This window comes from Litorivivens sp. (genome assembly GCF_057445395.1).
Genome location: NZ_JBVBUV010000001.1, coordinates 1 through 22699 on the forward strand (window position 1 = coordinate 1; position 22699 = coordinate 22699).

Annotated in this window: 16 protein-coding genes and 1 tRNA gene; 12 read left to right on the forward strand and 5 right to left on the reverse strand. The window is 53.7% G+C overall.

Annotation, left to right across the window (positions count from 1 at the left end; genetic code table 11):
* A partial coding sequence (locus AC222A_RS00005) for a TonB-dependent receptor (RefSeq protein WP_486774527.1) occupies positions 1 to 1363 on the forward strand: 1363 nt, incomplete at its 5' end.
* A 21-nt stretch (positions 1364 to 1384) separates the two neighbouring features.
* Here the strand turns inward: AC222A_RS00005 and AC222A_RS00010 are convergent.
* Genes AC222A_RS00010 through AC222A_RS00020 form a run of 3 tightly spaced genes read right to left on the reverse strand, consistent with a single transcriptional unit; the run spans position 1385 to position 4907 of the window.
* Positions 1385 to 2674, reverse strand: a complete 1290-nt coding sequence (locus AC222A_RS00010; RefSeq protein WP_372759519.1) for a flavohemoglobin expression-modulating QEGLA motif protein — start codon at positions 2672 to 2674, stop codon at positions 1385 to 1387.
* Entirely contained in the window at positions 2671 to 3774 is a 1104-nt protein-coding gene (locus tag AC222A_RS00015; RefSeq protein WP_372797603.1) for a GNAT family N-acetyltransferase/peptidase C39 family protein, read from the reverse strand. Before AC222A_RS00015 ends, AC222A_RS00010 begins: the two co-directional genes overlap by 4 nt.
* Complete coding sequence (locus AC222A_RS00020) at positions 3771 to 4907, reverse strand: DUF2817 domain-containing protein (protein WP_486774528.1); 1137 nt, start codon at positions 4905 to 4907, stop codon at positions 3771 to 3773. The genes AC222A_RS00015 and AC222A_RS00020 overlap by 4 nt, the downstream gene beginning before the upstream one ends.
* A 142-nt stretch (positions 4908 to 5049) precedes the next feature.
* Between AC222A_RS00020 and AC222A_RS00025 the strand changes: the two genes are divergently transcribed.
* The 3 genes from AC222A_RS00025 (at position 5050) to AC222A_RS00035 (ending at position 9355) form a co-directional block, all read left to right on the forward strand.
* Positions 5050 to 6519, forward strand: a complete 1470-nt coding sequence (locus AC222A_RS00025) for a RimK family protein (RefSeq protein WP_372749974.1) — start codon at positions 5050 to 5052, stop codon at positions 6517 to 6519.
* Positions 6520 to 6755: 236 nt separating this feature from the next.
* On the forward strand, positions 6756 to 9173 hold the full coding sequence (locus tag AC222A_RS00030; RefSeq protein WP_486774552.1) for a TonB-dependent receptor: 2418 nt from the start codon (positions 6756 to 6758) through the stop codon (positions 9171 to 9173).
* Between the two features lie 105 nt (positions 9174 to 9278).
* Positions 9279 to 9355 (forward strand) — tRNA-Arg (locus AC222A_RS00035).
* A gap of 188 nt (positions 9356 to 9543) precedes the next feature.
* On the opposite strand, the gene AC222A_RS00040 is transcribed toward AC222A_RS00035, so the two are convergent.
* Entirely contained in the window at positions 9544 to 9747 is a 204-nt protein-coding gene (locus AC222A_RS00040) for a helix-turn-helix domain-containing protein (protein WP_372747222.1), read from the reverse strand.
* Positions 9748 to 9891: 144 nt separating this feature from the next.
* Here AC222A_RS00040 and AC222A_RS00045 point away from each other — a divergent pair, with 144 nt between their 5' ends.
* From AC222A_RS00045 to AC222A_RS00055, 3 genes are read left to right on the forward strand one after another with little or no spacing between them, the layout of a single operon-like run.
* On the forward strand, positions 9892 to 10128 hold the full coding sequence (locus tag AC222A_RS00045; RefSeq protein ID WP_372747199.1) for a hypothetical protein: 237 nt from the start codon (positions 9892 to 9894) through the stop codon (positions 10126 to 10128).
* Positions 10121 to 11326: an Arm DNA-binding domain-containing protein gene (locus tag AC222A_RS00050; protein WP_372747200.1), complete on the forward strand. Its 1206-nt coding sequence runs from the start codon at positions 10121 to 10123 to the stop codon at positions 11324 to 11326. Before AC222A_RS00045 ends, AC222A_RS00050 begins: the two co-directional genes overlap by 8 nt.
* Entirely contained in the window at positions 11323 to 12213 is an 891-nt protein-coding gene (locus AC222A_RS00055) for a hypothetical protein (RefSeq protein WP_372747201.1), read from the forward strand. Before AC222A_RS00050 ends, AC222A_RS00055 begins: the two co-directional genes overlap by 4 nt.
* 351 nt (positions 12214 to 12564) lie before the next feature.
* On the opposite strand, the gene AC222A_RS00060 is transcribed toward AC222A_RS00055, so the two are convergent.
* Positions 12565 to 14481 carry a flavin monoamine oxidase family protein gene (locus AC222A_RS00060; protein ID WP_372747202.1) on the reverse strand — a complete coding sequence of 639 codons (1917 nt, stop codon included), beginning with the start codon at positions 14479 to 14481 and terminating at the stop codon, positions 12565 to 12567.
* Positions 14482 to 14598: 117 nt separating this feature from the next.
* Between AC222A_RS00060 and AC222A_RS00065 the strand changes: the two genes are divergently transcribed.
* From AC222A_RS00065 to AC222A_RS00085, 5 genes are all read left to right on the forward strand, one after another.
* Positions 14599 to 16938 carry a TonB-dependent receptor gene (locus AC222A_RS00065; RefSeq protein ID WP_372747203.1) on the forward strand — a complete coding sequence of 780 codons (2340 nt, stop codon included), beginning with the start codon at positions 14599 to 14601 and terminating at the stop codon, positions 16936 to 16938.
* A 94-nt stretch (positions 16939 to 17032) separates the two neighbouring features.
* Positions 17033 to 19411 carry a TonB-dependent receptor gene (locus AC222A_RS00070; protein WP_372747204.1) on the forward strand — a complete coding sequence of 793 codons (2379 nt, stop codon included), beginning with the start codon at positions 17033 to 17035 and terminating at the stop codon, positions 19409 to 19411.
* Positions 19412 to 19670: 259 nt separating this feature from the next.
* Entirely contained in the window at positions 19671 to 20369 is a 699-nt protein-coding gene (locus tag AC222A_RS00075; RefSeq protein WP_486774529.1) for a hypothetical protein, read from the forward strand.
* A 99-nt stretch (positions 20370 to 20468) separates the two neighbouring features.
* Positions 20469 to 21056: a TetR/AcrR family transcriptional regulator gene (locus tag AC222A_RS00080; protein WP_372747206.1), complete on the forward strand. Its 588-nt coding sequence runs from the start codon at positions 20469 to 20471 to the stop codon at positions 21054 to 21056.
* A gap of 116 nt (positions 21057 to 21172) precedes the next feature.
* Positions 21173 to 22696 (forward strand): class I adenylate-forming enzyme family protein, encoded by a 1524-nt coding sequence (locus AC222A_RS00085; RefSeq protein WP_372747207.1) that lies wholly within the window; start codon positions 21173 to 21175, stop codon positions 22694 to 22696.
* Positions 22697 to 22699 lie beyond the last annotated feature (3 nt).

Here is a 22699-nt window from a genome sequence, read left to right on the forward strand (position 1 = left end):
AGCGCGCGGAACCGATTTTGGTACCTTCCCCGTTGAAAGCACCGGCGATGTCGTCGATTTGCGCAGTGGATCACCAAGTCTTGTGCCTGCGGGCACTCTGGTGCCAATTTTCTCCGCCTTGCGTGATAACTATCACCGCCAAATTACTCAGGAATTCCAGTTTACTGGCAAAGTGCTGGACGAGCGCCTGAGTTATACCGCTGGGGTCTACCTCTTTCAGGAAGAAGCTACTGAGGATAATCCCCAGCAGTTTGTGTTGCCGACGAGCTTTATCGCAAACGCGCTAACCGGCTTAACGCTACCACCCTTAGCGGCTGCCGCCAGCGCCACCTGGTTGGGTGCACCATTTGCGTATGAAATGGAGAACGCGTCGCAGGCGGTATACGGTCAGTTTACCTATAACGTGTTTACGGATTTCGACGTAACGCTGGGCCTGCGCTATACGCGTGACCAAAAAGAAACCACGTTGCAAAACAACCTAGATGGTGGCGACACCGTACGAGTGACCAGCGATGATGAGTGGAGCAATTTCAGTCCCACCTTTAGTCTCGACTATCGCTTCTCGGATCAGCTGAGCAGTTATCTGCGCATTGCCAATGGTTATCGCAGCGGCGGCTACAATGTGAGGGCACAAACGACCAGCGCCTTTACTACGCCGTTTGACCCGGAGGAAATCACATCGTATGAAATCGGTATTAAATCTGACCTGTTCGATCGGCGCTTGCGCCTGAATGTATCGCTCTTTCAAATGGACTATACCGATCGCCAGATCGCCCAGTTTGAGGCTGGTAGCGGCGGTGCGTCGAGCGTGATAGTGAATGCGGGGGAATCGGTGACGCGGGGGCTGGAAGTTGAATCGGTCTTTATCCCCACGCCTGGCCTGCGCCTGATTGCCAATTACGGCTTTCTTGATGTGGAGTATAAGGAGTTTATTGCTGGTCCGGTTAATCCCCAGACAGGCTTTTCGTCCGGCGCCAATCGCGATATTTCTGACGAGGTTACGGAAAATCTTTATGCCCCGGAACACAGCGGTGCGGTGGCAGTGGAGTACCGTATGGCGCCCTGGTCGTTTGGCCAGCTAACGTTGCGAGTAGACGCCACCTATGTCGACGCCATCAGTTTTCATCCGCAACTTTTTCTTTATGATCAGACCGAGGCATACAGTTTGCTGAATGCGCGCGCAACGCTGGCAGATATTCCGATGGGCAGCGGCAACTTGAAGCTCGCACTGTGGGGTAAAAACCTGAGCAACGAAGAATACCGTGAGTTTGGTATTGATTTCGGGTTGCTCGGGTTTGCCGTCAACAATTATGGTGTGTTGCGCAGAGCAGGCATTGATCTGGTATACGAGTTCGGTAAGTGAACAAGCGGAGCCAAGCCTGACTTAGGTTGGGCTTAGCTCTGCGAACATTTCCTGAAAGTGTTGTTGCACACTGTTGATATCCACAAGAGACAGACCGCTGGCAAAGCCAAACCACACATACAGCCCGTTGAGATCGCGGAACATTGGTGGCAAAAAGGTAGGTGCTTCGATAATGCCTTCTTTGTGGTACTGATAGAGCACCGGGATATCATCGAGGGTTACTTTGCCAGCAAACAGGAAAGGGAGTATCTGCGGAACATCGGAAAGAATCGCAGATTTGATAAAGTTTACCGTTTCTATAAAACCGCGCACATAGGACAGATCTTTCGTAAAACACGCGCCGCCACGCACGTCGCCACCCCGGAACGTGCGCTGGGCTACCGTGTAGGCGTCGCTCTCGCTTAAGCCCTTTTCGGTGAAGTAGCGGAACACTTCGATAAAATCGGCACCCCGTTCGGCCATGTCTATCGCTACAACGCGATCTGAAATACGCCGTGCACGGTTCGGATATGAACTGAAAGTCAGGGTTTCAATCAGTACCGCCAATCCTTCCTGTATTGCTGTGATTCGTGGCGAACCCACGCTAAGCCATGTTGCCCAAGGCTGGGATCGGCCGTTGAGCGTTGTGCCCAGGTGAACCCAGCCCTCGTGTACTTCAAGGACTTGAATATCCAGCGTCGAGAAGTGTGCCTGACTGTTTACCTTCAGAGTGTCACCACCGGCCGAGGCGTCCGACACAATGCCGTCAGACAAGGCAACCTTGATGGCGCCGTCAGGGAAATACGGCTGTAAGCGGGAGCGCAGTTGGTTCACGGCTTGTGGTGCGTCAATGGATTTTGGGTAAGCCGTGTTCAAGTGTTGTGCTGCGGGCAGCGAAAATATATGGGTCAGTCTTTCGCTCAGTTCTACCAGGGTTTTCCGATCGCCACGCAGGTGGTCACGGGCGGAACCATACAGCTGCTGCGATTTGGCCATAAAGCCGGGCTTGCCACGCTGCTGTAGCATGTCCACCACCAGCTGATACTGTTCGGCGGTTTGCTGCAGAATTTCGCCCAAGGGGTCGTGCGCGCCCAATGCATTGCGGATACGCTGTTGCAGATTGCGCAGCGCTGCTTGCGTGGCAGCTGCATCGAAATTGAGTTTCAGGCTCTGGTAGTACTGCGCAGATACATCCGGCAAACGCGTACCGTGATGAGCGAGAAAATCAACTTTGTGTTGGTAGGGCCATTTAATGGCATCCAGTACGAGTATGGGTTTTTGCAGAGCCAGTAGTTCATTGGATAACGCTTTGAGTTGTTCGCGGTAAGTCACGCATTCTCCTGTTTGTCCAGCACCAGAAAGGCGCGGAGTTTGCGGCGCCCGAAAGCGGCCATTCGCACAAAATTCTCGACCGGGATGGGCGCGCGGCGATAATCTGCCGCTTGCCAGGGCGCATCCGGTGGATCTGGGTCATTAATGTACACAAAGTCCTCATTGGCGTTGCTGACAAAAACCCAGTGTGGCGCTTTGTTGCGGTTCAGCATCCAGGTGCTGATCAAGGCTACCACTGGCAGCTTTAATGACAGAATATCCTGAATCTCCTGAGCATTCAGGCTTTGTTGGCGCACATCGATACCGGCCTTGCTGATCTGCTCAAGAAAAGTTTCATGTACTTGTGTCAGCACCCGTTTTTTTTGTTCGCCACGAACAGAATCGAGAAAGGGCGTTTCGTCTGTGTTGATGTAGAGCACTGGCTTGTAGCCGCGCCAGTGCGCGCTCAGTGCCAGGCCGTGGGGTGAGCACCCGCCGTGACCCGCGGTCATGAAAATGGTGGTAGCTTCGCGCCAGATCTGCAATTCGTCTTGGGTAGAGGGAGTGTAGTCTTTGTTCAGTGCTTGTAGCCCCATCATCAGCGAGGCCGGGCCGCAGGTGAACTCGGTAGTTTGCTGATAGTAGGGCGCAGGTGCGGTAGCCGGGGGAATGGGTAGCAATCGTTTTTCGAGCTGCTCCGCGTCACCGCCATCTTCGTAGTATTGCTTTATGCGCGTAAACGGCTTGTAGCCGAATTTCTTATACAGCTCGAGCGCTGCGGTATTCTGGGTGTGAACTTCCAGTCGAATAAAAAGGCAATAGCGTTGGCTGGCGATGGCCTCCGCCTTTGTCAGTAATTCGGAGGCTACGCCTTTACCACGTGCCGCCGGCGACACGGCGATGGAGTAAATACGGGCGAGGCTGGTTCCTGAGCGAAATAGGACCAGCACATAGCCCAGCATTTTATTGTCTTCAATGGCGACCAATAGATTGTGGGCACCTTTACTGACGAAGCGCATGAAACTGCGTCGTGACAGCCGGTCGGTTGAAAAGCATTCACTTTCCAGCGCGAGCAGCGCATCAATATCAAAGCGCGTGCCGGCGCGAAGGGTTACCGTCATGCGCGCTTGGCTCCTGATTGAATGTTGGTTGCGTGAGAAGCGTTTGCTTGCGACTGCGCGTGCATGCCTGCTAACGCGAGGCTCACCACCTGACGCGCGCGCAGCAGTACAGATTGACGCCAGTTGTCATCTTCCGGGTAAAAGAAGTCACGCAGGGCCGCTACTTCGGGCGCATCTGGGTCTCGCCCGATATCGGCTACCGCGCAGCGTCGGGTGTAGCGCTGTTCTCTGATCAAAGCTGTCAGCATGTCGTTCGCAGGATAGGTGCCAAACTCCAGCGTAACAAAACAGCCGCGTGGGCCAATCAATTTATGCCAGAAATAGTCTATAAGTCCGGTTTTGGGTGCCGAAACAGATTCACCTAGCGCGCTCGACATGGTGTTCGCGCCATACCACTCTCTCGCGATTTCAAAGCCGGGAGAGACCTTGGGGTGATCGCTGATAACTTCACCGTAGCCAAAGGGGCCTAGCCCACTGTGCAAATCGATAGCGGCGATGCTTTTCACTTTTTGCAGTAGCGTGCTTTGCTTGCGCGATTCGAGCCACTGTCTGGACCAGCTGGGTCCGTGACCACCAAAGTACAGACCGTTGGGATACTGGTACTGACCCCGGGTGATTCCTTCCAGAGTGTGGGCGTCGAATCCCTTGTCTGAATCTTCAGTGGGAGACAGCAGGCGATGCATGGTCGCATAGGCGCCATTGTTCGGCAGACCCGCTTTAAAGTCGATGAAGTTGCGATTGAGATCGATGCCCTCATGATCACAGCGGCGCAGCCAGGCAAATCCCCAGGGGTTCAGTGCGTGAATCAACAGCACGCCAAGACGTTCGTCTTCAAGTAGTTGCGGCATCTCCCCCAGCAGGTCGCACTGTACGGCGGATCCGACAAAGCCCTCGACACCGTGGGTTCCCGATATAAGAACCAGCAGATGTTCCGGCTGAGGGCTCTTTGACAGCAGGAGCCAATCGGCGTGCAGGGGGGAGCCATCCGGACCGTGTTCCGGATGGCGGTGGTGTACGGCGTCAAACAGCGCAAGAGAGCGCAGCTTTTCGCTGCGCGCCAGAAAGTTATTGCGGGCTGCCCGGTAGTCGTTGGCGAACACGCTAAGGTCGAGAGGAGGCAGTAAGGCGTGCATGAGCCGGCACCTGCGAGGCAGTGAAAAGTAGCTGAATCATACGCCGCTTTTCCCCCCTGTAAATAAGTATTGCGTGTCTATTGTTAATTCCCTATTTTGGTCTGACAATGCGCCCGTTTCCACGCACCCAGAGAGCCTAGATATGCCCCGTTTTCATGTAGTTGTCGACGACCTTTCCGACTGGTCGCCCTACTACCCCAGTCAGGATGTCATCACCTTTGAAGACTATCTGGCGCTGACCTCTTCCTCTAAGGCTGAACGGGTAAGGGTGGTCAACCTGTGTCGCAACTACAAATATCTGGGCAGTGCCTGGTACTGCGCCCTGTTGGCTGAAGCGCGTGGTCACCACGTATTCCCGTCTATCCGCACGTTGAGTGATTTTCGCTCCCGCTCCTTGTCCGATATTCAGTTAGACGGGATTGCGCCGTCACTGCGCAAGTTGCCTCGCGGCGACAGTAGCGAAATGTCGCTGCGAATCTGGTTTGGTGAATGCCTCCGCAGTGAATTTTCGCCACTGGCCAAAACACTGTTTGAGCGCTTCCCCTGCCCGCTGATGGAGGTAACGCTGGAATTTGATAAAAGCTGGGAAATAGACCGTATCCGGCCAATATCGTTGCGCGACCTGAAAAACAGTGATGAGCAGGAAGCATTTGCCAATGCCTTTGAGCGTTTCAGCAACAAGCTTTGGCGCAAACCAAAGGCGGGTAAGCGCTTTCGTTATGACCTGGCGATTCTGGCCAATCCGGAAGAGGATATGCCTCCCAGCGATAAAACCGCATTGCGCCGCTTTATCAAGGCCGGCGAAGAGCTGGGCATTGCGACGGAGCTGATCACGCCAAAAGACTACATGCGTATCCCCGAATACGACGGACTGTTTATCCGCGAAACCACGTCCGTTGGCCACCATACATACCGGTTCGCTAAGAAAGCCGAAGCCGAAGGTATGGTGGTGATTGATGACCCGACGTCTATTTTGCGTTGTACCAACAAGGTTTATCTGGCCGAATTGTTGAACAAGCAGAATATCCCGACACCGCAGACACGGATTCTGCACAAAAGTGACGCGCCGATGCTGGCGGAGAAGCTGGCAGACATGGCTTTCCCGCTGGTTTTGAAAGTGCCTGACGGCTCATTTTCACGCGGCGTGGTGAAAGTGGCAGATCGCAAGGAGCTAATTGAGCAGGGCGGGAAGCTGCTGAAGAGTTCAGCGCTATTGCTTGTGCAGGAGTATATGTACACCGAGTACGATTGGCGCATTGGTGTATTGAACAATAAACCGCTGTACGCCTGTCGCTACTACATGGTCAAAAATCATTGGCAGATCTACAAGCACGGCGCTGACAGCAGTGTTAAGTCGGGAGGGTTTGATGCCATGCCTACCTTTGAAGCGCCACGTGCGGTGGTCGATGCCGCTGTCAGCGCGTGCAAGCTGATAGGTGATGGTTTCTACGGGGTTGACCTGAAGCAGAGCGGTGATCGGGTCGCCGTTATTGAAGTGAACGACAACCCCAGCATTGATTCCGGGGTAGAAGACCAGTACCTGGGGAACCAGCTGTACACCTCCTTTATGGAAGATTTTCTGCGTCGTCTGGAGGCCCGTCGGCGCAAATAACTTGTCCATAGGTGGAATTTTTCGTTCTACTCTTATTCTATTGAGGAATAAGCGGTCTGCCGTCACGTCGACAAATCGCCGCTTTTCCTCGAGAAAAACAGGGTTGTCGCTCATTGAAGGGGCTTGTGGCGCAGCGCCCATGAGCGCTACCTGACAACCTGGTAAATTTTCTTCCTCCGGCGGTTTCTCTACAATGCGCGACACTTTCAAACAGTGTCGGTATTTCTCCTTTGAAAATGCATAAAAGCCTTTATCCTCTCGCTCCCGCTGCGATCGCGCTGTCGGTTGTTGCTCAGCCCCAGGAACCGGTCGTTGCCGTGGACAGTGGCTTTCGCAGCCGTATGGCTATTGAAGAGGTTGTGGTCCGGGCTCAGCGCCGCGAAGAAGACGTACGGGATGTGCCGATCGCGGTTAGCGCGCTGTCGGGAGATCAGCTGAAAACGCTTGGCGTGAGCGATGCCCGTGAGCTGGGCGGTATTGTCCCCGGTCTTGTCGTATCGGAGGGCGGACAGGGCGCGCCAGTGTATACACTGCGAGGCGTCGGGTTTACCGACAGCAGCTATTTTGCAACACCCACAACAGCGGTGTACCTGGATGAGGTAAACCTGCCGTATTCCATCATGTCGAAAGGCGCCATTTTCGACGTGGAGCAGGTGGAAGTGTTGAAAGGCCCGCAGGGTACCCTGTTTGGTCGCAGTACCACCGGCGGCGCCATCAACTTTATTGCCAACAAACCGTCGACGGAGCTAGCCGCCGGCGCAACCATTAACTATGGGCGTTTTGATACTCAGGATATTGAAGCCTATGTTAGTGGGCCAATCATCGACAGTCTGCGGTATAGATTGGCGGCGCGGGATATCCAGCGCGAAGAAGGCTGGCAGTTCAGCAATACCAACAAAGACAAGTCACTGGGGGAGCAGGATCGATCAGCCTATCGTCTGGCGCTGGAGTGGGAACCTAACGAAACCCTGCAGTTGTACCTGGTAGGGTCGCGCTGGCGCGATCGAAGTGACGCTCAGGCCGGGCAGCCTATTGCAGTAGTGCCTCAGAACCCTTACGCGGACGATGAAAATTCGCCTCTCGTCGCTGACAGTGTTCGCCGATACCCCTATGTCAGTCAGGACACAGAAGATAACCGGGTCGCCGAGTGGTGTACGGGGCACCCAGAATGTGTGCGCTCCGACGGTCGCCCGATGGATTTTCAGCTGGATGAGACCTTCGAGCAGGTAGCATTGCAAGCCCGCTGGCATATCAACGAGACGCTCCGGGCTGATTTCCTTGCGTCACATACAGAGCTGGTGAGTGACGATTCTGAAATTCCCACAGGCGCCTTTAATCAGCGTCACGCTGAATTGGGAGTCGACGTCACCATGACGGTTGTGGATCTTGAGGCGCGGCTTAGCGGCTCCAACGACGATGAAAGCCTACGCTGGCTGGTGGGCTACCACACGACTCCGCGCGATGAGGTGGATGAATATCTGCATTTGATTATGAGCGGCAACGCCAGTGTGGTATTTCCAGCACCGATCATCGAGCAGAGCCTGTTAGTAAGCGAATACTATTTTTCTGTGGCAGAGCTGTCCTACGAATCTAAGGCGCCTTATGCGAATGTAGAATGGCAGTTTGCGGATACTCTCAAACTGGTACTTGGCGCCCGCTACACCGAAGAAGAACGCTTTTATTCGGGTTGCTCCGGATCCAAGAGCCCCTTGAGCGGCATGTACGTGCTGTTTCAGAGCCTGGCTACCCAGCGCGCGCTGGAAGCTGGAACAACCCCGGAAACGGTCGACGTAAATGGCTGCTTCAGTGTCGGTGAGGCGGGTAAAGTGGGTGCATACGAGGAAACCTTAGAAGAGGACAGCCTGTCTTACCGCGCGGTAGTGGACTGGACGCCTTCGGACGACTACCTGCTCTATGCCTCTTATACCCGTGGGTTCAAATCGGGTTCATTCCCCTTGTTTCAGACCTCGGATCACGCTCAGCTGGAATCGGTGAAGCAGGAGCAGGTAGACGCCTACGAGCTGGGCGCCAAAGTGGACGTGTGGGAGCGCCGCGCTCATATCAACAGCGCGCTGTTCTACTATCGCTATCGGGACAAGCAACTGCTGTCACGTTTTAATGACGCGGTATTTGGGCCGCTCCCCGCGCTGCGCAATGCGCCGCGCTCAGAGGTCAAAGGCGTAGAGCTGGACTTCACCCTCACACCGCTCGACGGCCTGTATCTGGCAGGCGCCATTGCCTACCTGAAGACCGAAATCAAAGAGTTTGAGGCGATCAATAATCAGGGCGAAAATGTGGACCTAGCGGGCCAGGAATTCAACTACTCGCCGAAGCTTTCCTACTCTCTAACAGCCGACTACAGCCTCCCCATCTCCGAGCGTTTTGAGGCTGGTATCGGTATCGACTACCAATATGTGGATGAAACCAACTCCAGTATTGAGGGCGACCCCCTGTTTGCCCATCCGGATTACGGCATAACCAACGCCCGCATCCGCTTCGGTCGCCAAACCAGCGACTGGATGGTTACTCTGTGGGGCCGAAATATCTTCAATGAATACGTGGTAAATAGCGTGCATCAGGGCGTAGGTGACATCAAATACCGCATCACTGGCATGCCGCAAACCTATGGCCTCACACTGTCGGTTAAATATTAAACAAATAGACCGGTAAGCCCTTGGAAAGGTGGATTTTCCCTTACTGAAGGTTGACACTCGAGAGGTGCTTCCCTATAGTACGCGCCTCGGCAGAAATGCCACTAAGCGCCCGTAGCTCAGCTGGATAGAGTACCTGGCTACGAACCAGGCGGTCGCACGTTCGAATCGTGCCGGGCGCGCCATACATAAGCTATTGAATAGCTTTCAAAAACCCAGTCATCGTGCTGGGTTTTTTTATGCCTGCAATTCCGCGTTGTGCCCAACTTGTGCCCATTCTGTGCCCAGAAAAATGCGGCAACTTTTCGGGCGACCTCTTGGTGCGAATCCCACCGGGAAAGACAAGAGGTCAGCGGTGACTGTGCGGTTATCGTTAGTCAGAGACCCTTTCAAATAGCTCCCCAACTTCGCAGTCAAAAAATTCGCAAAGTTGGTCTACCGCATCTAATTCAACGCGCGTTGCTGTTTCTTTATACAGCAGCGTAATTGTATTGCGATGCAGCCCTGTTTCTCTTGCGACGTCTGTCACCTTTAATTTGCGCTCACCCATGAGCCGACTTAAGTGGCATTTTATCACTCTAAAAAAAGAAATGTCATCCAGAATGAAAAAAAGTTGTTGCAAAACATATTTTGCGCGCTAAAATGTCATTCAAGATGACAAATCGCCTCCCTATCTAGCGTTTTGTCATTTCCTGATTCTATCACAGAGGAGCGACAACACATGAGTCATCAGACATTTCTCACTACCGAAGAGCTAGCTCAGCGGATTAAGTATGACGCCCGGACCATTCGCAACCAGTTGAAGGACTCGGTACTGATAGAGGGCGTTCATTACGTCCGACCATTTGGCGGCAGAAAAATCCTGTATATCTGGGAACAAATTCTTGAGGACATGACAAAGGTACAACCTCGTTCGACGAGTATCCCGATGGCGGCTGGAGGAGTGTGTAATGGGTAGTATTCGAGTTCGCCCAGAAACGGGATATCTCTTTTTTGAGTTTCGGTGCCAAGGTAAGCGGTGTCGAGAGCAGACTAGATTGCCGGACACACCTCAAAATCGTCGCAAGATGGAGCAGGTCCTCAAGAAGATCGAGGCCGAGATTACGCTGGGTCAGTTTGATTATCTGGCCTACTTCCCGAACTCAAAAACCGGGCTGAAGTTTGCCTCAGGGTTGGGGCAGGGGGCTGCGGTACAACCATCGGTTGAAGCGGCGCAGAGCCAGGCATTTGATGTCCCCATCTTTTCCGATTTTGCTGATCAATGGCTGACGGAGAATGAGGTGCGATGGCGCCGGGCGACACTCGAGTTGCAGCAATGTATTTTGAATCGCCACCTGCGCCCTGTCTTTGGTCAAAAAAGCGTCAACAGCATCACCAAAGCGGAAGTACTGTCATTTCGGTCGACACTCGCCAAAGTCCCCGGCCATCACGACAAGCCACTCAGCGCAAAAACCATCAACGAGATCGTCGGATCCTTAAAGGCCATCCTTGATGAGGCTGCTGACCGGTATGAATTTACCAGCCCAACTGAGCGCATCAAAAGGCTCAAGGTCCAGAAGACCGATATACACCCGTTCTCGCTGGAAGAGGTTCGATTGATCCTTGAAAAGGTTCGGCCGGACTACCAGCCCTACATGACGGTGCGGTTCTTCACGGGTATGCGCTCTGGGGAGCTACATGGCCTGAAGTGGAAACATGTCGACTTTGAACGTCGCCAGATTCTGGTGCGGGAAGCATTTTCAAAAGGCCGTACGGAATACACCAAGAACGACGGCAGCCAGCGGGAAATCCGAATGTCGGAGGCCGTTTATATGGCGCTGAAAACCCAAGAAGTAGCAACGGGAGAGGTGAGTGAGTATGTCTTTTGTAATCGCCTGGGGCAGCCGCTAGACAACAAAAACTTCACGGATAGGGTTTGGTACCCATTACTTCGATATCTCGATTTGCCTAAGCGTAGACCGTATCAGACGCGACATTCCGCGGCGACATTGTGGTTGGCGGCTGGCGAGTCACCAGAATGGATCGCTAGCCAATTGGGCCACACGTCCACTGAGATGTTGTTTCGGGTGTATTCCCGGTACGTGCCCAATCTCACTCGCCAAGACGGGTCTGCCTTTGACCGTCTGCTAGAGGGTGAAAAGGAGAGCGGAGTATGAAAGACCGTAATCCAGATACCACAGTAAGCATTGGTACCCAGGGCCAACCGCCATTGCTCTCGGAGCCTCTATGGCTGGAAGACCGCCAATTTCGGGTGCTGGGCAGGATCGACCGCCTGAATAGGGAGGGGCAGGGGTGTACCCGCCTAGAGTTAGGCTGCCTGGCTGGTACAGCTACGGCAGTACTGCGCCACAGTAACTTTCTTCCTCACCAGCGCGCTATTCAGCATGGTGACATTGTTCGAGTATCTGGAGAGCTACGGACCTTGAATGACCGGCGACTGCTCAAAGTGGACTCGCTGCATCGTTGTGACCTATTAGAATCATTGCGTCCAACGGCCTTGTTGCCTGCGGATTGGGTGCTCCCACACCTCATTCCGAACTTGAGGCGCGTGACGCGCTATTGGAACAGTATCTATCACCCGGCAGTACAGGCGCTTCTTTCGGCGGTATTTCGAGATGCGAGTACAGCGATGGGGTTTCTTAATGTCCCAGGCAGCATGCGCCATCACCACGCCTATCAGGGCGGATTATTGGTGCATACAGCAGAGATGCTCGAAGGTTTGTGCAAATACGCTGCTTACCGCGACGCCGGCATACGAAGGGATATTGCGATTGCGCTGATCATCCTCCACGACATCGGTAAGACCGTTACGCTGGTTGGGTCGGAAAAGGAACGCTATGCGTCATGTCGGGGTGCGATACAGCCCCATGACATGGCCGCCCTGGAAATGTTGGCCGTACCATTGGCGCGGCTTGAGACGAAAGATGCATCGATCGCAAACCTGATTAGGGGCTATTTCAGGCCTAGGTACTGGCACCCGAAAAACGATACCGCTCTATATCAGTTGGTATCCTCCCTGGATCGGGAAACAACGATAATGTAGTCTGGCCGTTTTATTTATCTACTTTATTTTCAATAAGATATATTCGTCACTGTAAATAAGGCCCTAGAAAAACAAGCCTAGTGCTCAATAATCTAGAATCAGGTATGGCCCCACTAACAAGATCGCGACTACCTAAACTCAATGAGTTACGCGATATCGCTCTGAATTTAGGTCGCGTCGGATATGCCGTATGCTCGAAAGACCTCCTTCACGATGCGAACTGTCTCAACTTCCTTCAGAATTCAAAGGATCTGCGTCTCCGGGTAGTATGACTTTTCATTGTGGTTCTCCTTCGTCGTATCAGCGTACGCCGGAGAACTCCAATTGGGCATGTCGCTATTTTATGGGGGCTTACACGAGTTGCTCCTGTACCGCACGCCACGCCGCATCAGTAGCGGCGTTCATTAGTGGTGTTGCCTCAGAGTCCGAATTGGCGATGGAAATGCGACCGAATTGCCGGCGACCAATCTCGTGGGGTGCCTTGCCTTCTTCCCATGCTGGGTCGTGCAACCCACTGTAGCTGTAGGCATAGCCATGGGGGATCCTGTTGACGGTGATTGCCTTGATATCGGTCGTGTGGTTAAAGCCGTGCTTGCCCAGTAATGACTGCAACTGGTTACGAATTTGTTGCTCGAATTCTGCAAAGGTTGTGGCGTATACCTTGTGGCGCGCAAGTCTCAGTACATCGCGAACGTGCATGCCTTCGGTAGGTGGTTTCTCCATCGGCGAGCTCATCATAAACATCAGCATGGGATCTTCCGGAGTGCGTGGCGGTTCATATCCGCCTATAGCGACGTCCGGCGCGGAGGCTACCCACTGAAATGGGTCGTTTGGACATTGGTAAAAATTGGCGCTTAACTTTGAAAATGCCTTGCTATCCTTCAACAAAACATTGGCGTAAACAAATGGTATCTTAACGCCGTACTGGAGCGCCTGCTTCTGCTCGTCGGGTAATTGCGGGCAAAGGTGCGGAATGATGCCGTTATAGCAAGCGAGAATGCAGCGATCAGCTGAAACACGCAGGGCAGTGCCATTTTGGACGTAGTCGACTTCGACTTTTTCGCCCGCGACTTCCTGTACACGCACGGCGGTGCTGTTTAAACGAATTCGTGTGGGATTGTCTGCGCGGTCGAGTGCACTGTAATCAAAGCGCGCGGTGACTACATCTTCGGTTCCCTTCATATCGGGTGCCGCCATGGGAATCATTTTTTGTACCAGTAAGCGGGCAACGGATGCGTTACCGTCGGGGAACATGCGAATCGGAGCAAGGTAAGATTCGGCAACCCAAACGCCCGCTTTCGATACCGCCTTGCCCAACCAGCCGATGGCGCGAAAACCGGGGGAACCGCCGGCGCATGCTTCCAGCACCGAGTAGTTCCAGCCGGTGTAGCCCCCTAATATCATCAACCAGGCATTGGTAATGGCGATGGTTTCCTCCGCCAGCCCAACCTTTTCTGTGAGAAACTGGTTATAGGGTGTGGTTTTGATGTACTCCCAGGTTTCAAGTAGTGACAGATCCGCAAGATAATCCTTATCACCTCCGACCAGAGTAATGAGTTTGTCCTGTTCTGGAGTAGAGAGGGGGAGTTCGCGTATTGCTGACACATAGTCGCCCTGGCCCTGTAACAACAGGAGCCACTGTCCACCCACAGCAACATGACCGTCGGGTCCAGGTATTGCCATACCGAGTTGCGCAGGGCCGGTCAGCGTGCTGAGTACCATCCCGTAATCGTCTGCGGTACTTTCACCCAATTTGTCCATGAATGCTTGATCGATCCCGATATCGTTCATCAGGCTCACGGCCTCGTCACTGTAGCTGCCCAGCCCTTCGATATTCTGTGCGCCACCCAGACCCAGCAACATGCGGCCGTTGTAATGAAACTCGTTACGCTTGGCATGACCGCCGAAGTCGTCGTGGTTGTCCAGAATTAGAATTCGAGCGTCGTGGCCGACCTGTTTGCGGTAGTACCAGGCCGCGGCCAGACCACTCATTCCTGCGCCGACCACAACGAGATCGTAGTGCTCATCGAGCGGTTGGTACTGTTCAGGCTTCTTTCCGCGCCAGGCTAAATCGTGTGCCACTTCGAATGAACCAGGGTGACTGCCGCGCATGCCGGTGAGGGTGGGTGGATAGTATCTGCTAGCTTTGCTTGCAAATCCGGTCGCCGCCTCACCGGCAGCCAGCAACCCGCTGGGCGCCAACATGCCGGCTCCGGTGCCGATAGCGATCCCGTTTAACAAATCTCTGCGTGTAACGTTGCGAGTCATCGAATACCCCTTGCCCGGTATGGTAATTGTAAAGCCGAATGCGACGCAGCTATACATGTCAATCGACATGTTGTAGTATTTTTCGGAATTATACAAATAAAATAAGGATTGCCCTCCATGAGAATAATGCTCGTTGCGGCTGTTGTGGTTATTCATATACTCGAGTCGGCACACGCACAGCAGCCGTCACAAGCTACGCAGCCCCAGGGCCGTTTCATCGAGGAAGTGATTGTCACCGCCAACAAGACCGAACAGAGCGTGCAGGATATTCCCGGTTCGGTGCAGGCGGTTACCGGCGAATTTTTGCAAAAGGCAGACGTCAACGATTTCGCCGAAGTGGCGTCGTATATGCCGAATCTGATGGTGACAGAGACGGATTTTTCTCCCCAGATTGCGATCCGCGGGATGCAATCGACCGGTGTTGGCGACAACTCCGTGGGAATGGTGGTCGACGACCTCGTGTTGAGTCAGCAGGATTTCTTTCACATGGGGTTTTTCGACCTGGAGCGGGTAGAGGTGTTGCGTGGTCCGCAGGGCACTCTCTTCGGCAAGAGCGTCACGGCCGGTCTGGTAAGCCTGGTGTCCGCGGCGCCAACGGACGAATTCAGCGGAAATATCACCCTGCGTCAGGGTGAAGACGATCAGCAGTTACAGGGCGCAGTCAGCGGACCGCTAGCAAATACGCTCAGTGCCAGAATCAGCTTCATGGTGGAGCGTGAGGGGTCCCGATCAACCAACACTTTCAATGGTGATGAGGTGGGATACGTCGACCGCACCAGTTATAGAATCAAGTTTCTTTGGCGACCTACTGAATCCACGGATATCAGCCTATTTTTCAGTAACACCGATGTAAAAAATGAAGATGTTAATTCGCCATTCGGCGAACTGGTTGAAGCCGATCGCGATTATCTGGCGCAGTTTGATCCAGATATAGACGGCGATGCCTTTGACGGCCGACAGTCCTTCGATTTTCTGCGGCAGGGAGAAATCGATGATGCTCAGTTATACGGTATCCGGCTGGACACCGATTGGGGTGAATGGGGGCCGCTGGATTCACTGTCTACTACTGTCGTTTTGGGTGCGTTGGAATATTTCAATAGCGCTGACGCTGATACAGATTCAAGTCCCGCCGATATCTTTCGGGCACCAGTTAGTACCGGCGGAGTCGATATGCAGCAACTGGAAATGCGGGTTCAGGGTGCAGCAACGGGGTTTTTTGGGCTGGGTGGTGGTGACACGGAATTCATTACCGGCATTTTTCTGCAAGAAGAGGAAATTGCTACCGACTACATCCTGGTGGGTGGAGAGGATGCGGAATCCTATCTGGCCGGGCCCGGTTTTGAGGCGCTGCTTGGCTTTCCTGGCATTCCTATAACACCACCCGCTGGGTTTGGCGGCTCACTGGTTGATGACGGGATCCGGGTATCGCCCGAGTATGATGTATCCGTACAGGGCATATTTCTGCAGATGACCTACCGTCCGATCGAGCGGTTGGCGATTACTGGCGGAATTCGTTACGACCGAATTAATCGCGATGCCTACATGCCGGTACGCAAGCTGCACCCCAGTGGCAATGGTGATCTTTCAATTGTCGCCCAGGCCTTTGAGGCGGAAGATGTTACCTTTACGCCCAAAATCAGGGAGCGGGAAGATTCCGCCAAGGTCAGCGTGCAGTATGATCTTTTTGAAGGCAAGGTCGTCAGCTACCTGACCTGGGCACGTGCCTTTAAGGGTGGGGCGTTCAACGATTTTGCGGTCAACTCCACCCAGGAGGTGCAGGTGCGGCCCGAGTTTGTAGAAGGATGGGAGCTCGGCTTCAAAAGCGTGTTATTTGACAGTTCGTTGATCTGGAATATCAGTGCCTATGATTCGGAATTCGATGACCTTCAGACCTATGTCTACTTTGAGGAAGGATTATTCCCCTTCATCCGTCTCGACAATGCGGCCAAAGCGAGAACGCGCGGCGTTGAAATGGATGGCATGTGGTTGCCGCAATTCGCGCACTGGCTAAGTATCAGCGGCTCGGTCGCGTACTCTCATGCCCGGTATCTGGATTATAAGGACGGGCCGGGCGGAGATTTAAGCGGCAAGACGCTGGTGAATGCGCCCGATTGGTCAGCAGTGTTCACCCCGGAAATCAGTTTTCCGCTGCCGTGGATGGGTGCAGACACCGCGATTTCGCTGGCGATCGATGCGCTCTACACTGACAGCTACTACACCGAAACCAGCCTGCCATCGGACAAGGAAATCGAGGCAAGATTGTTGTTCAATGCCCGGCTTAGTCTGGCGCCGCAGTCCGGTCCCTGGTCGGTGGTTCTCTCGGTGTCCAATCTCACCGACGAGAAATACCTCACCAGAAATGGCGGTGGTGATGGCGATTTGGTCTGGCCCAACTCAAAGCTGGTGCGAGTGGGCGACCGCCGTCATGCGTCACTGGATTTTAGTTGGGCCTGGTAGCGCCGCGAAGCAGCAAGTATCGCGGGTTTACATGTCATTCGACATGCAATATGATTTCAGTGATAAGTCTAATAAATTGAAAAGGTTTAATGTGATGAAGACCCTTCGTGTCGCGATTGTGTCGGTATTTGCGATGTGTCAGTTCGCCTACGCCCAGCAGCAGGCGCCGGCGAGCGGAGAAGCGCAGGGCAGGGTGATCGAAGAAGTGATTGTCACCGCCAACAAAACCGAGCAGAGCGTGCAGGACGTCGCGGGTTCGGTGCAGGCCTTGACCGGCGATTTCATGCAGAAGGCGAATCTGAATGACTTTAGTGATATTGCCAAATACGTGCCCAATACCACGTTGGCCGACAACGGCGTTGAACCGGAGATTGCGATTCGCGGCGTTCAGTCAGTCGCTGCGGTTGGCGGTGGTGACAACTCGGTTGGTCTGGTCATCGATGATCTGGCGCTAGCCCGGCAGACTTTCTTTCATCTGGGTTTTTTTGATCTGGAGCGGATTGAAACCCTGCGTGGCCCGCAAGGTACGCTGTTTGGCAAAAGCACCACCGCTGGGGTTATCAACCTGATCACTGCCGCTCCGACCGATGAATTCTCGGGATTCATTTCCTTGCGTCACGGTGAAGAGGACCAGCAGTTCTCCGGCGCGGTCAGCGGGCCCCTGACCGACACGCTCAGTGGCCGGCTCAGTGTTCTGGTCGACAGGCCGGGCTCCAGATTTGAAAATACCTTCAATGGCGATGATGTCGGATTTATTGATCGCACCGTCTGGCGGACTAAGCTCCGCTGGACCCCATCCGACAGTACTGAGTTCAATATCTTTTTTTATGAAGTAGATGTGGATCATACGTCCGTGAATGAGCCTTTAACCTCTCTGTCTCAAGCGGACAGGGATTTCATGTCCCAGTACGACCCGAACATTGAAGACAACGCCTTTGACGGCAAGCAGTCATTCGATTTTGTGGATCACACCACGATAGATAACGCACGGCTATACGGCGTGCGGATGGACAACGACTGGGGATCACCTTTGCTGTTTGAAAATCTCTCCACAACACTGATACTCGGTGGTGCGGACATGCTGATTGATGCCCCTCAAGATCTGGATGTCAGCCCTGCGGATGTATTCCGCGTTCCGGAAGCCCTCGAAAATATCCGCATGCGACAACTGGAGGCCCGGCTGCAGGGTCTCACGCCCGGATTTTTCAGCCTGGGTGGCGGCGAGACTGAGTTCGTCTCCGGTATTTTTTTACAGGATGAGCGCGTCAACTATGATTACCGCATTGTCGGTGGTGACGATACGGTAGCCTATTTAGGGAGTCCCGCAGGCCTACAAGTCCTCGGAGTCCCCGGTATCGGTGGTGGGCTCTGCCCGACCTGCGGCTTACCTGACCTGAGTGGTATCACATCGCTTGCCGGAGACGGCGTCGCCGTCTTTCCTGAAATGAAGACCATCGCACAAGGTTACTTCACCCAGATGATTTATCGCCCTGTGCCACGGCTGGCCATCACGGCTGGCCTGCGATACGACCGGGTCGATCGTGATGCCTTTATGCCCGTTCGCAAACTACACCCCAGTGGTGAGGGTGATGCCTCGGTATTGGCCCCGGCGCTCGGTGCAGAAGAGGACGTGACCATGGAACCCGAGATGCGGGAACGTGAACTTTCTGGAAAACTGAGTCTGCAATACGAGTTTTTTGATGGTGATGTTGTCAGCTATGCCACTTATTCACGTGGTTTCAAGGGGGGGGCGTTCAACTTTTTCGCCCTCAATGAGGAAAGCACACTTCAGGTTGAACCCGAATTCGCCGAACTCTATGAAATCGGCCTGAAGAACGTTTTATTCGATCAGACTTTACAGCTGAATGTGAGTCTTTACCGTTCTGACTTCACTGACCTGCATGTCTATGTGCGCACCGACGATGGTGTTATACCGTTTTTATCGCTCGCAAATGCAGCGGAGGCAAGGGCGCAAGGTGTTGAAATCGATGGTATGTATCTGCCCGCCAGCCTTCCCTGGCTGACTCTGAGTGGCTCATTCGCTTATAACGACGCCACCTACCAGGACTATCCGGGTGGCGGACCCAATGGCGAGAACCTTGCGGGCGAAACACTGACCAATGCACCGGAACTGAGCGGTGTGTTCACGCCGGAAATCGCACTACCGCTCCACTGGATGGGCGAAGGCGGGGTAATTTCACTGGCTGTCGATGCCCTGTATACCGACAGCTTTTTTACAGACCCCGGGTACAGGCCTGCCAACGAACATGAAGCGCAATGGATATTCAACGGCCGGCTTTCACTGATGCCGGCATCTGAGTCCTGGTCTCTGATGCTGTCAGTCACCAACCTGACCGATGAAAAATATTTCTCACTCAAGAGCGGATACGGATCATCGATCTGGCCTGACTCCGAGTTTGGACGGGCCGCTGATCGCCGGCATGCCTCGCTGGACTTTAGTTGGAATTGGTGATTTGCCAGCCAATCGAAAAACGCCTTTTGCATTGTTAACTCGCTCTTATTACGCGAACGATGCTTAAAAATCGTGCTATGAAATAGCTGCCCACTCCCAGAATCATCTGATCATTCGGCGGGAACTAAAAATGAATAGATCCACACTGGCATTTCTCACACTACTAGCTTGCGTCTTTGGACTTTAGCTGGTTTTGGTAAAAAACACTGTCCACACATAAATAATAGGTTGAGGAGCTTGTGTAATGAAGCAAAAATTGTTGGAAGAAGATATCAATCGACTTGGGTTTTGGTCAGTTATCGCTGCATTCGCGTTGGCGCTTGCATCGGGTTTCTTTCCGCTCGATGCGCCTGGTGGCGCCGAGGCGGTGCACGCCGATCGAGCGGCCTGGCTTAGTGCGAACGGTGGTTCATTCATCATGGGCTGGTTGATTCAGATCGCATGGATGAGTGCATGGACGGCGACGATGTTTGTACTTTGCTGGATGGTGTTTGCTGCCCGTCCGATCCGGGCGCTGATTGCCGCTATGTTTGTACTGGTGTCTTTTGTGGCGTTTATCATCCCGAAATTTATTGCGGTATGGACGATCCCGCAGCTGGGTGATGCGATTGTCGATGGCGGCGCAGGCGCTGAAATGGCCGATGCGCTGCTGCTGATTTTGAATGTGTCGATCCCGTATTCGCTATACACTTCTTTGGATTACCTCGGATTTTGGATGTACGCACTGTTTTCCTTGATGATAGCTGGCCCGCTGTTTGAGCAGGCAGCGGAGTCACGCAGCATCAAGATCGCGGCGGTGGCGCTGGGCCTGTTTGGCTTGATCTGGCATGTAATGATGATCGCGGTCTTTATGGACGCGGCGGGCAGCGCCGCGATTGAGATCGCAGTTGCTGCGGGGTTCCTGCTTATACTCATCGCGTTTGTTGCTGCGGCGATCAAGTTCAAGTCGGCAATGTGACGCGGCACCCGAAAGACGTCGGTTGACCGGTATACTGTTTAGCTTATCGTAAATATGTGCTTCTAGAGATTAGGGGGGAACCCAGGTGGAGGGTGAGTAGTGAGTAGACAAGCAGTACAAGCGGTAGAGCTGACTGATCGCAGAAAACAGATATTGCAGGCAGCCATCGAGATTATCGCCACGGAAGGTTATTCAGCGCTGGGTATGCGTTCGCTGGCACGTGCGAGTGGGCTAAAACTCGGTGCTCTGCAGTATCACTTCGCCAATTGGGAGGCGTTGTTGGTCGCACTGGCGAGTTACATCAGCGACGTATATAAGGCTGGTTGGCATGATCTGCAGGCGCGTGGCGTGGGTAGCAGTCCGGTAGAGTTCATACAGATGCTTTTGGAAGATGCCCCGGGGAACGCGTTGTTATCAGACCGCTTATGGCCGCAACTTTGGGCAATGGGACAGGTTGAACCGCTGGTCAAGGAATTGGTTGACGGTATCTACGCGCAATATCTGTCGTTGCTGGAGCGAGCGCTGAAAACAGCCGGCAGCCCGGCGCCGCGAATTGAGGCGATTGCCCTGATGTCTTTGGTTGAAGGTTCGACGATATTTATTGGAGAGGGCCGCCGTTGGGAAAAGCACCGAAAGCAGGTTGAGAAGTTTGTGCTGGATGCGATCAGAGAGAGATCGGGCGCATAGCCCTTAGTGTGATCGCGCTATACATGTCAAACGACATGTATTAGTATATTAAGCCGTGCCGGCAGGGTTGTATTCGCTGTCGGTTCGTATGACTAATTACAATAATGGTATAAGCCATGCAACACCTTGCAAGCATATTGAGCGATGCAGCTCAGCAGTACGGTGATCAAATCGCGCTGGTGATCGGCACCGACGAATTTTCTTTTATTCACCTTGATGCCTTATCCAATCAGGTCGCAAGCGGACTGGTTGCCAACGGGGTGTCGCCCGGCGATCGGGTCACTCTGTATGGGGCTAATGCCTGGGAGTGGGTGGTCAGCTACTACGGTATTCTCAAAGCTGGCGCCGTAGTCAATCCGATCAACGTCATGTTAACCCCGGAAGAGGTCGAGTTTGTCGTTGAAGACTGCGGCGCCAAGGCGATTATCGCGTCACGCGAAAAAGGTTTGCCACTCGTTGAGCGACTCTCAGGATCGGGCATCGATTCCTTGATCCTTTACGGCGATGATATTCCCGATGGTGCGATCGCCTTTGAAACAATGCTTGCGCACGGTAGTGAACAATTCGAAGCTGTTCTGTCCCCGCCGGAGAGTTTGTCTACAATTTGCTATACCTCTGGTACTACCGGCAAACCAAAGGGCGCAATGTTGTCGCATCGTGCCGTTGCCACCAATATTGCCATGACCGGGCTGATGCACGGCCGCAACTCCAGCGATGTTGTTGTCACCGCGCTACCGTGCCCGCATGTGTACGGCAATGTCGTGATGAATGCCATGTTCCAATGCGGCGGCAAGATAGTGATTCATCCGCTGTTCGACCCGGGCGAAATGCTCGCTTCAATGCAGGCGCACAAGGCCACGATCTTTGACGGCGTGCCCACCATGTACATGTTCATGTTGAACCATCCGAAAGTGGGGAAATTCGACCTGTCTTCGTTGCGATTGTGCACGGTTGGCGGGCAGCCGATGCCTCCGGCGAAGATGCGGGAGGTCGAAGAACGTTTTGGCTGTCCGCTGATTGAGTTGTGGGGTATGACTGAGCTCGCCGGGCTCGGCACTACCTTTGCGTGGAATGGTGAATATCGCCATGGTTCGATCGGTGTGGCGATACCCTACGTCAGCGCCCGAATCGTTGACGTCGATGACGCATCTAAAGAGATGCCCGCCGGAGAAGTGGGTGAGCTGATGATTCGCGGTGCCATCGTTATGGACGGCTATTTTGGCAACGAAAAGGCAACACAAGAGACGATTGAACCCGATGGCTGGTTGCACACCGGCGATCTCGCAACCATGGACAGGCAGGGCAATATCAGTATTGTCGACCGTAAAAAAGACATGATTTTGACCGCGGGCTATAACGTGTACCCCGCAGAGATCGAGCGCGTTTTGGCTACTCATCCGGATGTGGCGCTGGCAGCGGTAGGGTCCGTCGCAGACGAGCTCAAGGGCGAGCTCGCGAAGGCGTATGTCATACCGAAAGAGGGTTGCTCGCCGAGTGAGGAAGACATCATCGCGTACTGTCGCGAGCACCTCGCCGCCTATAAGGTGCCGCGGGCAGTGCAATTTGTTGCGGATGTTCCCAAGACCAGTACCGGTAAAATCATGCGCCGCGAATTACACACCTTGGATGTATCAGACTAATAA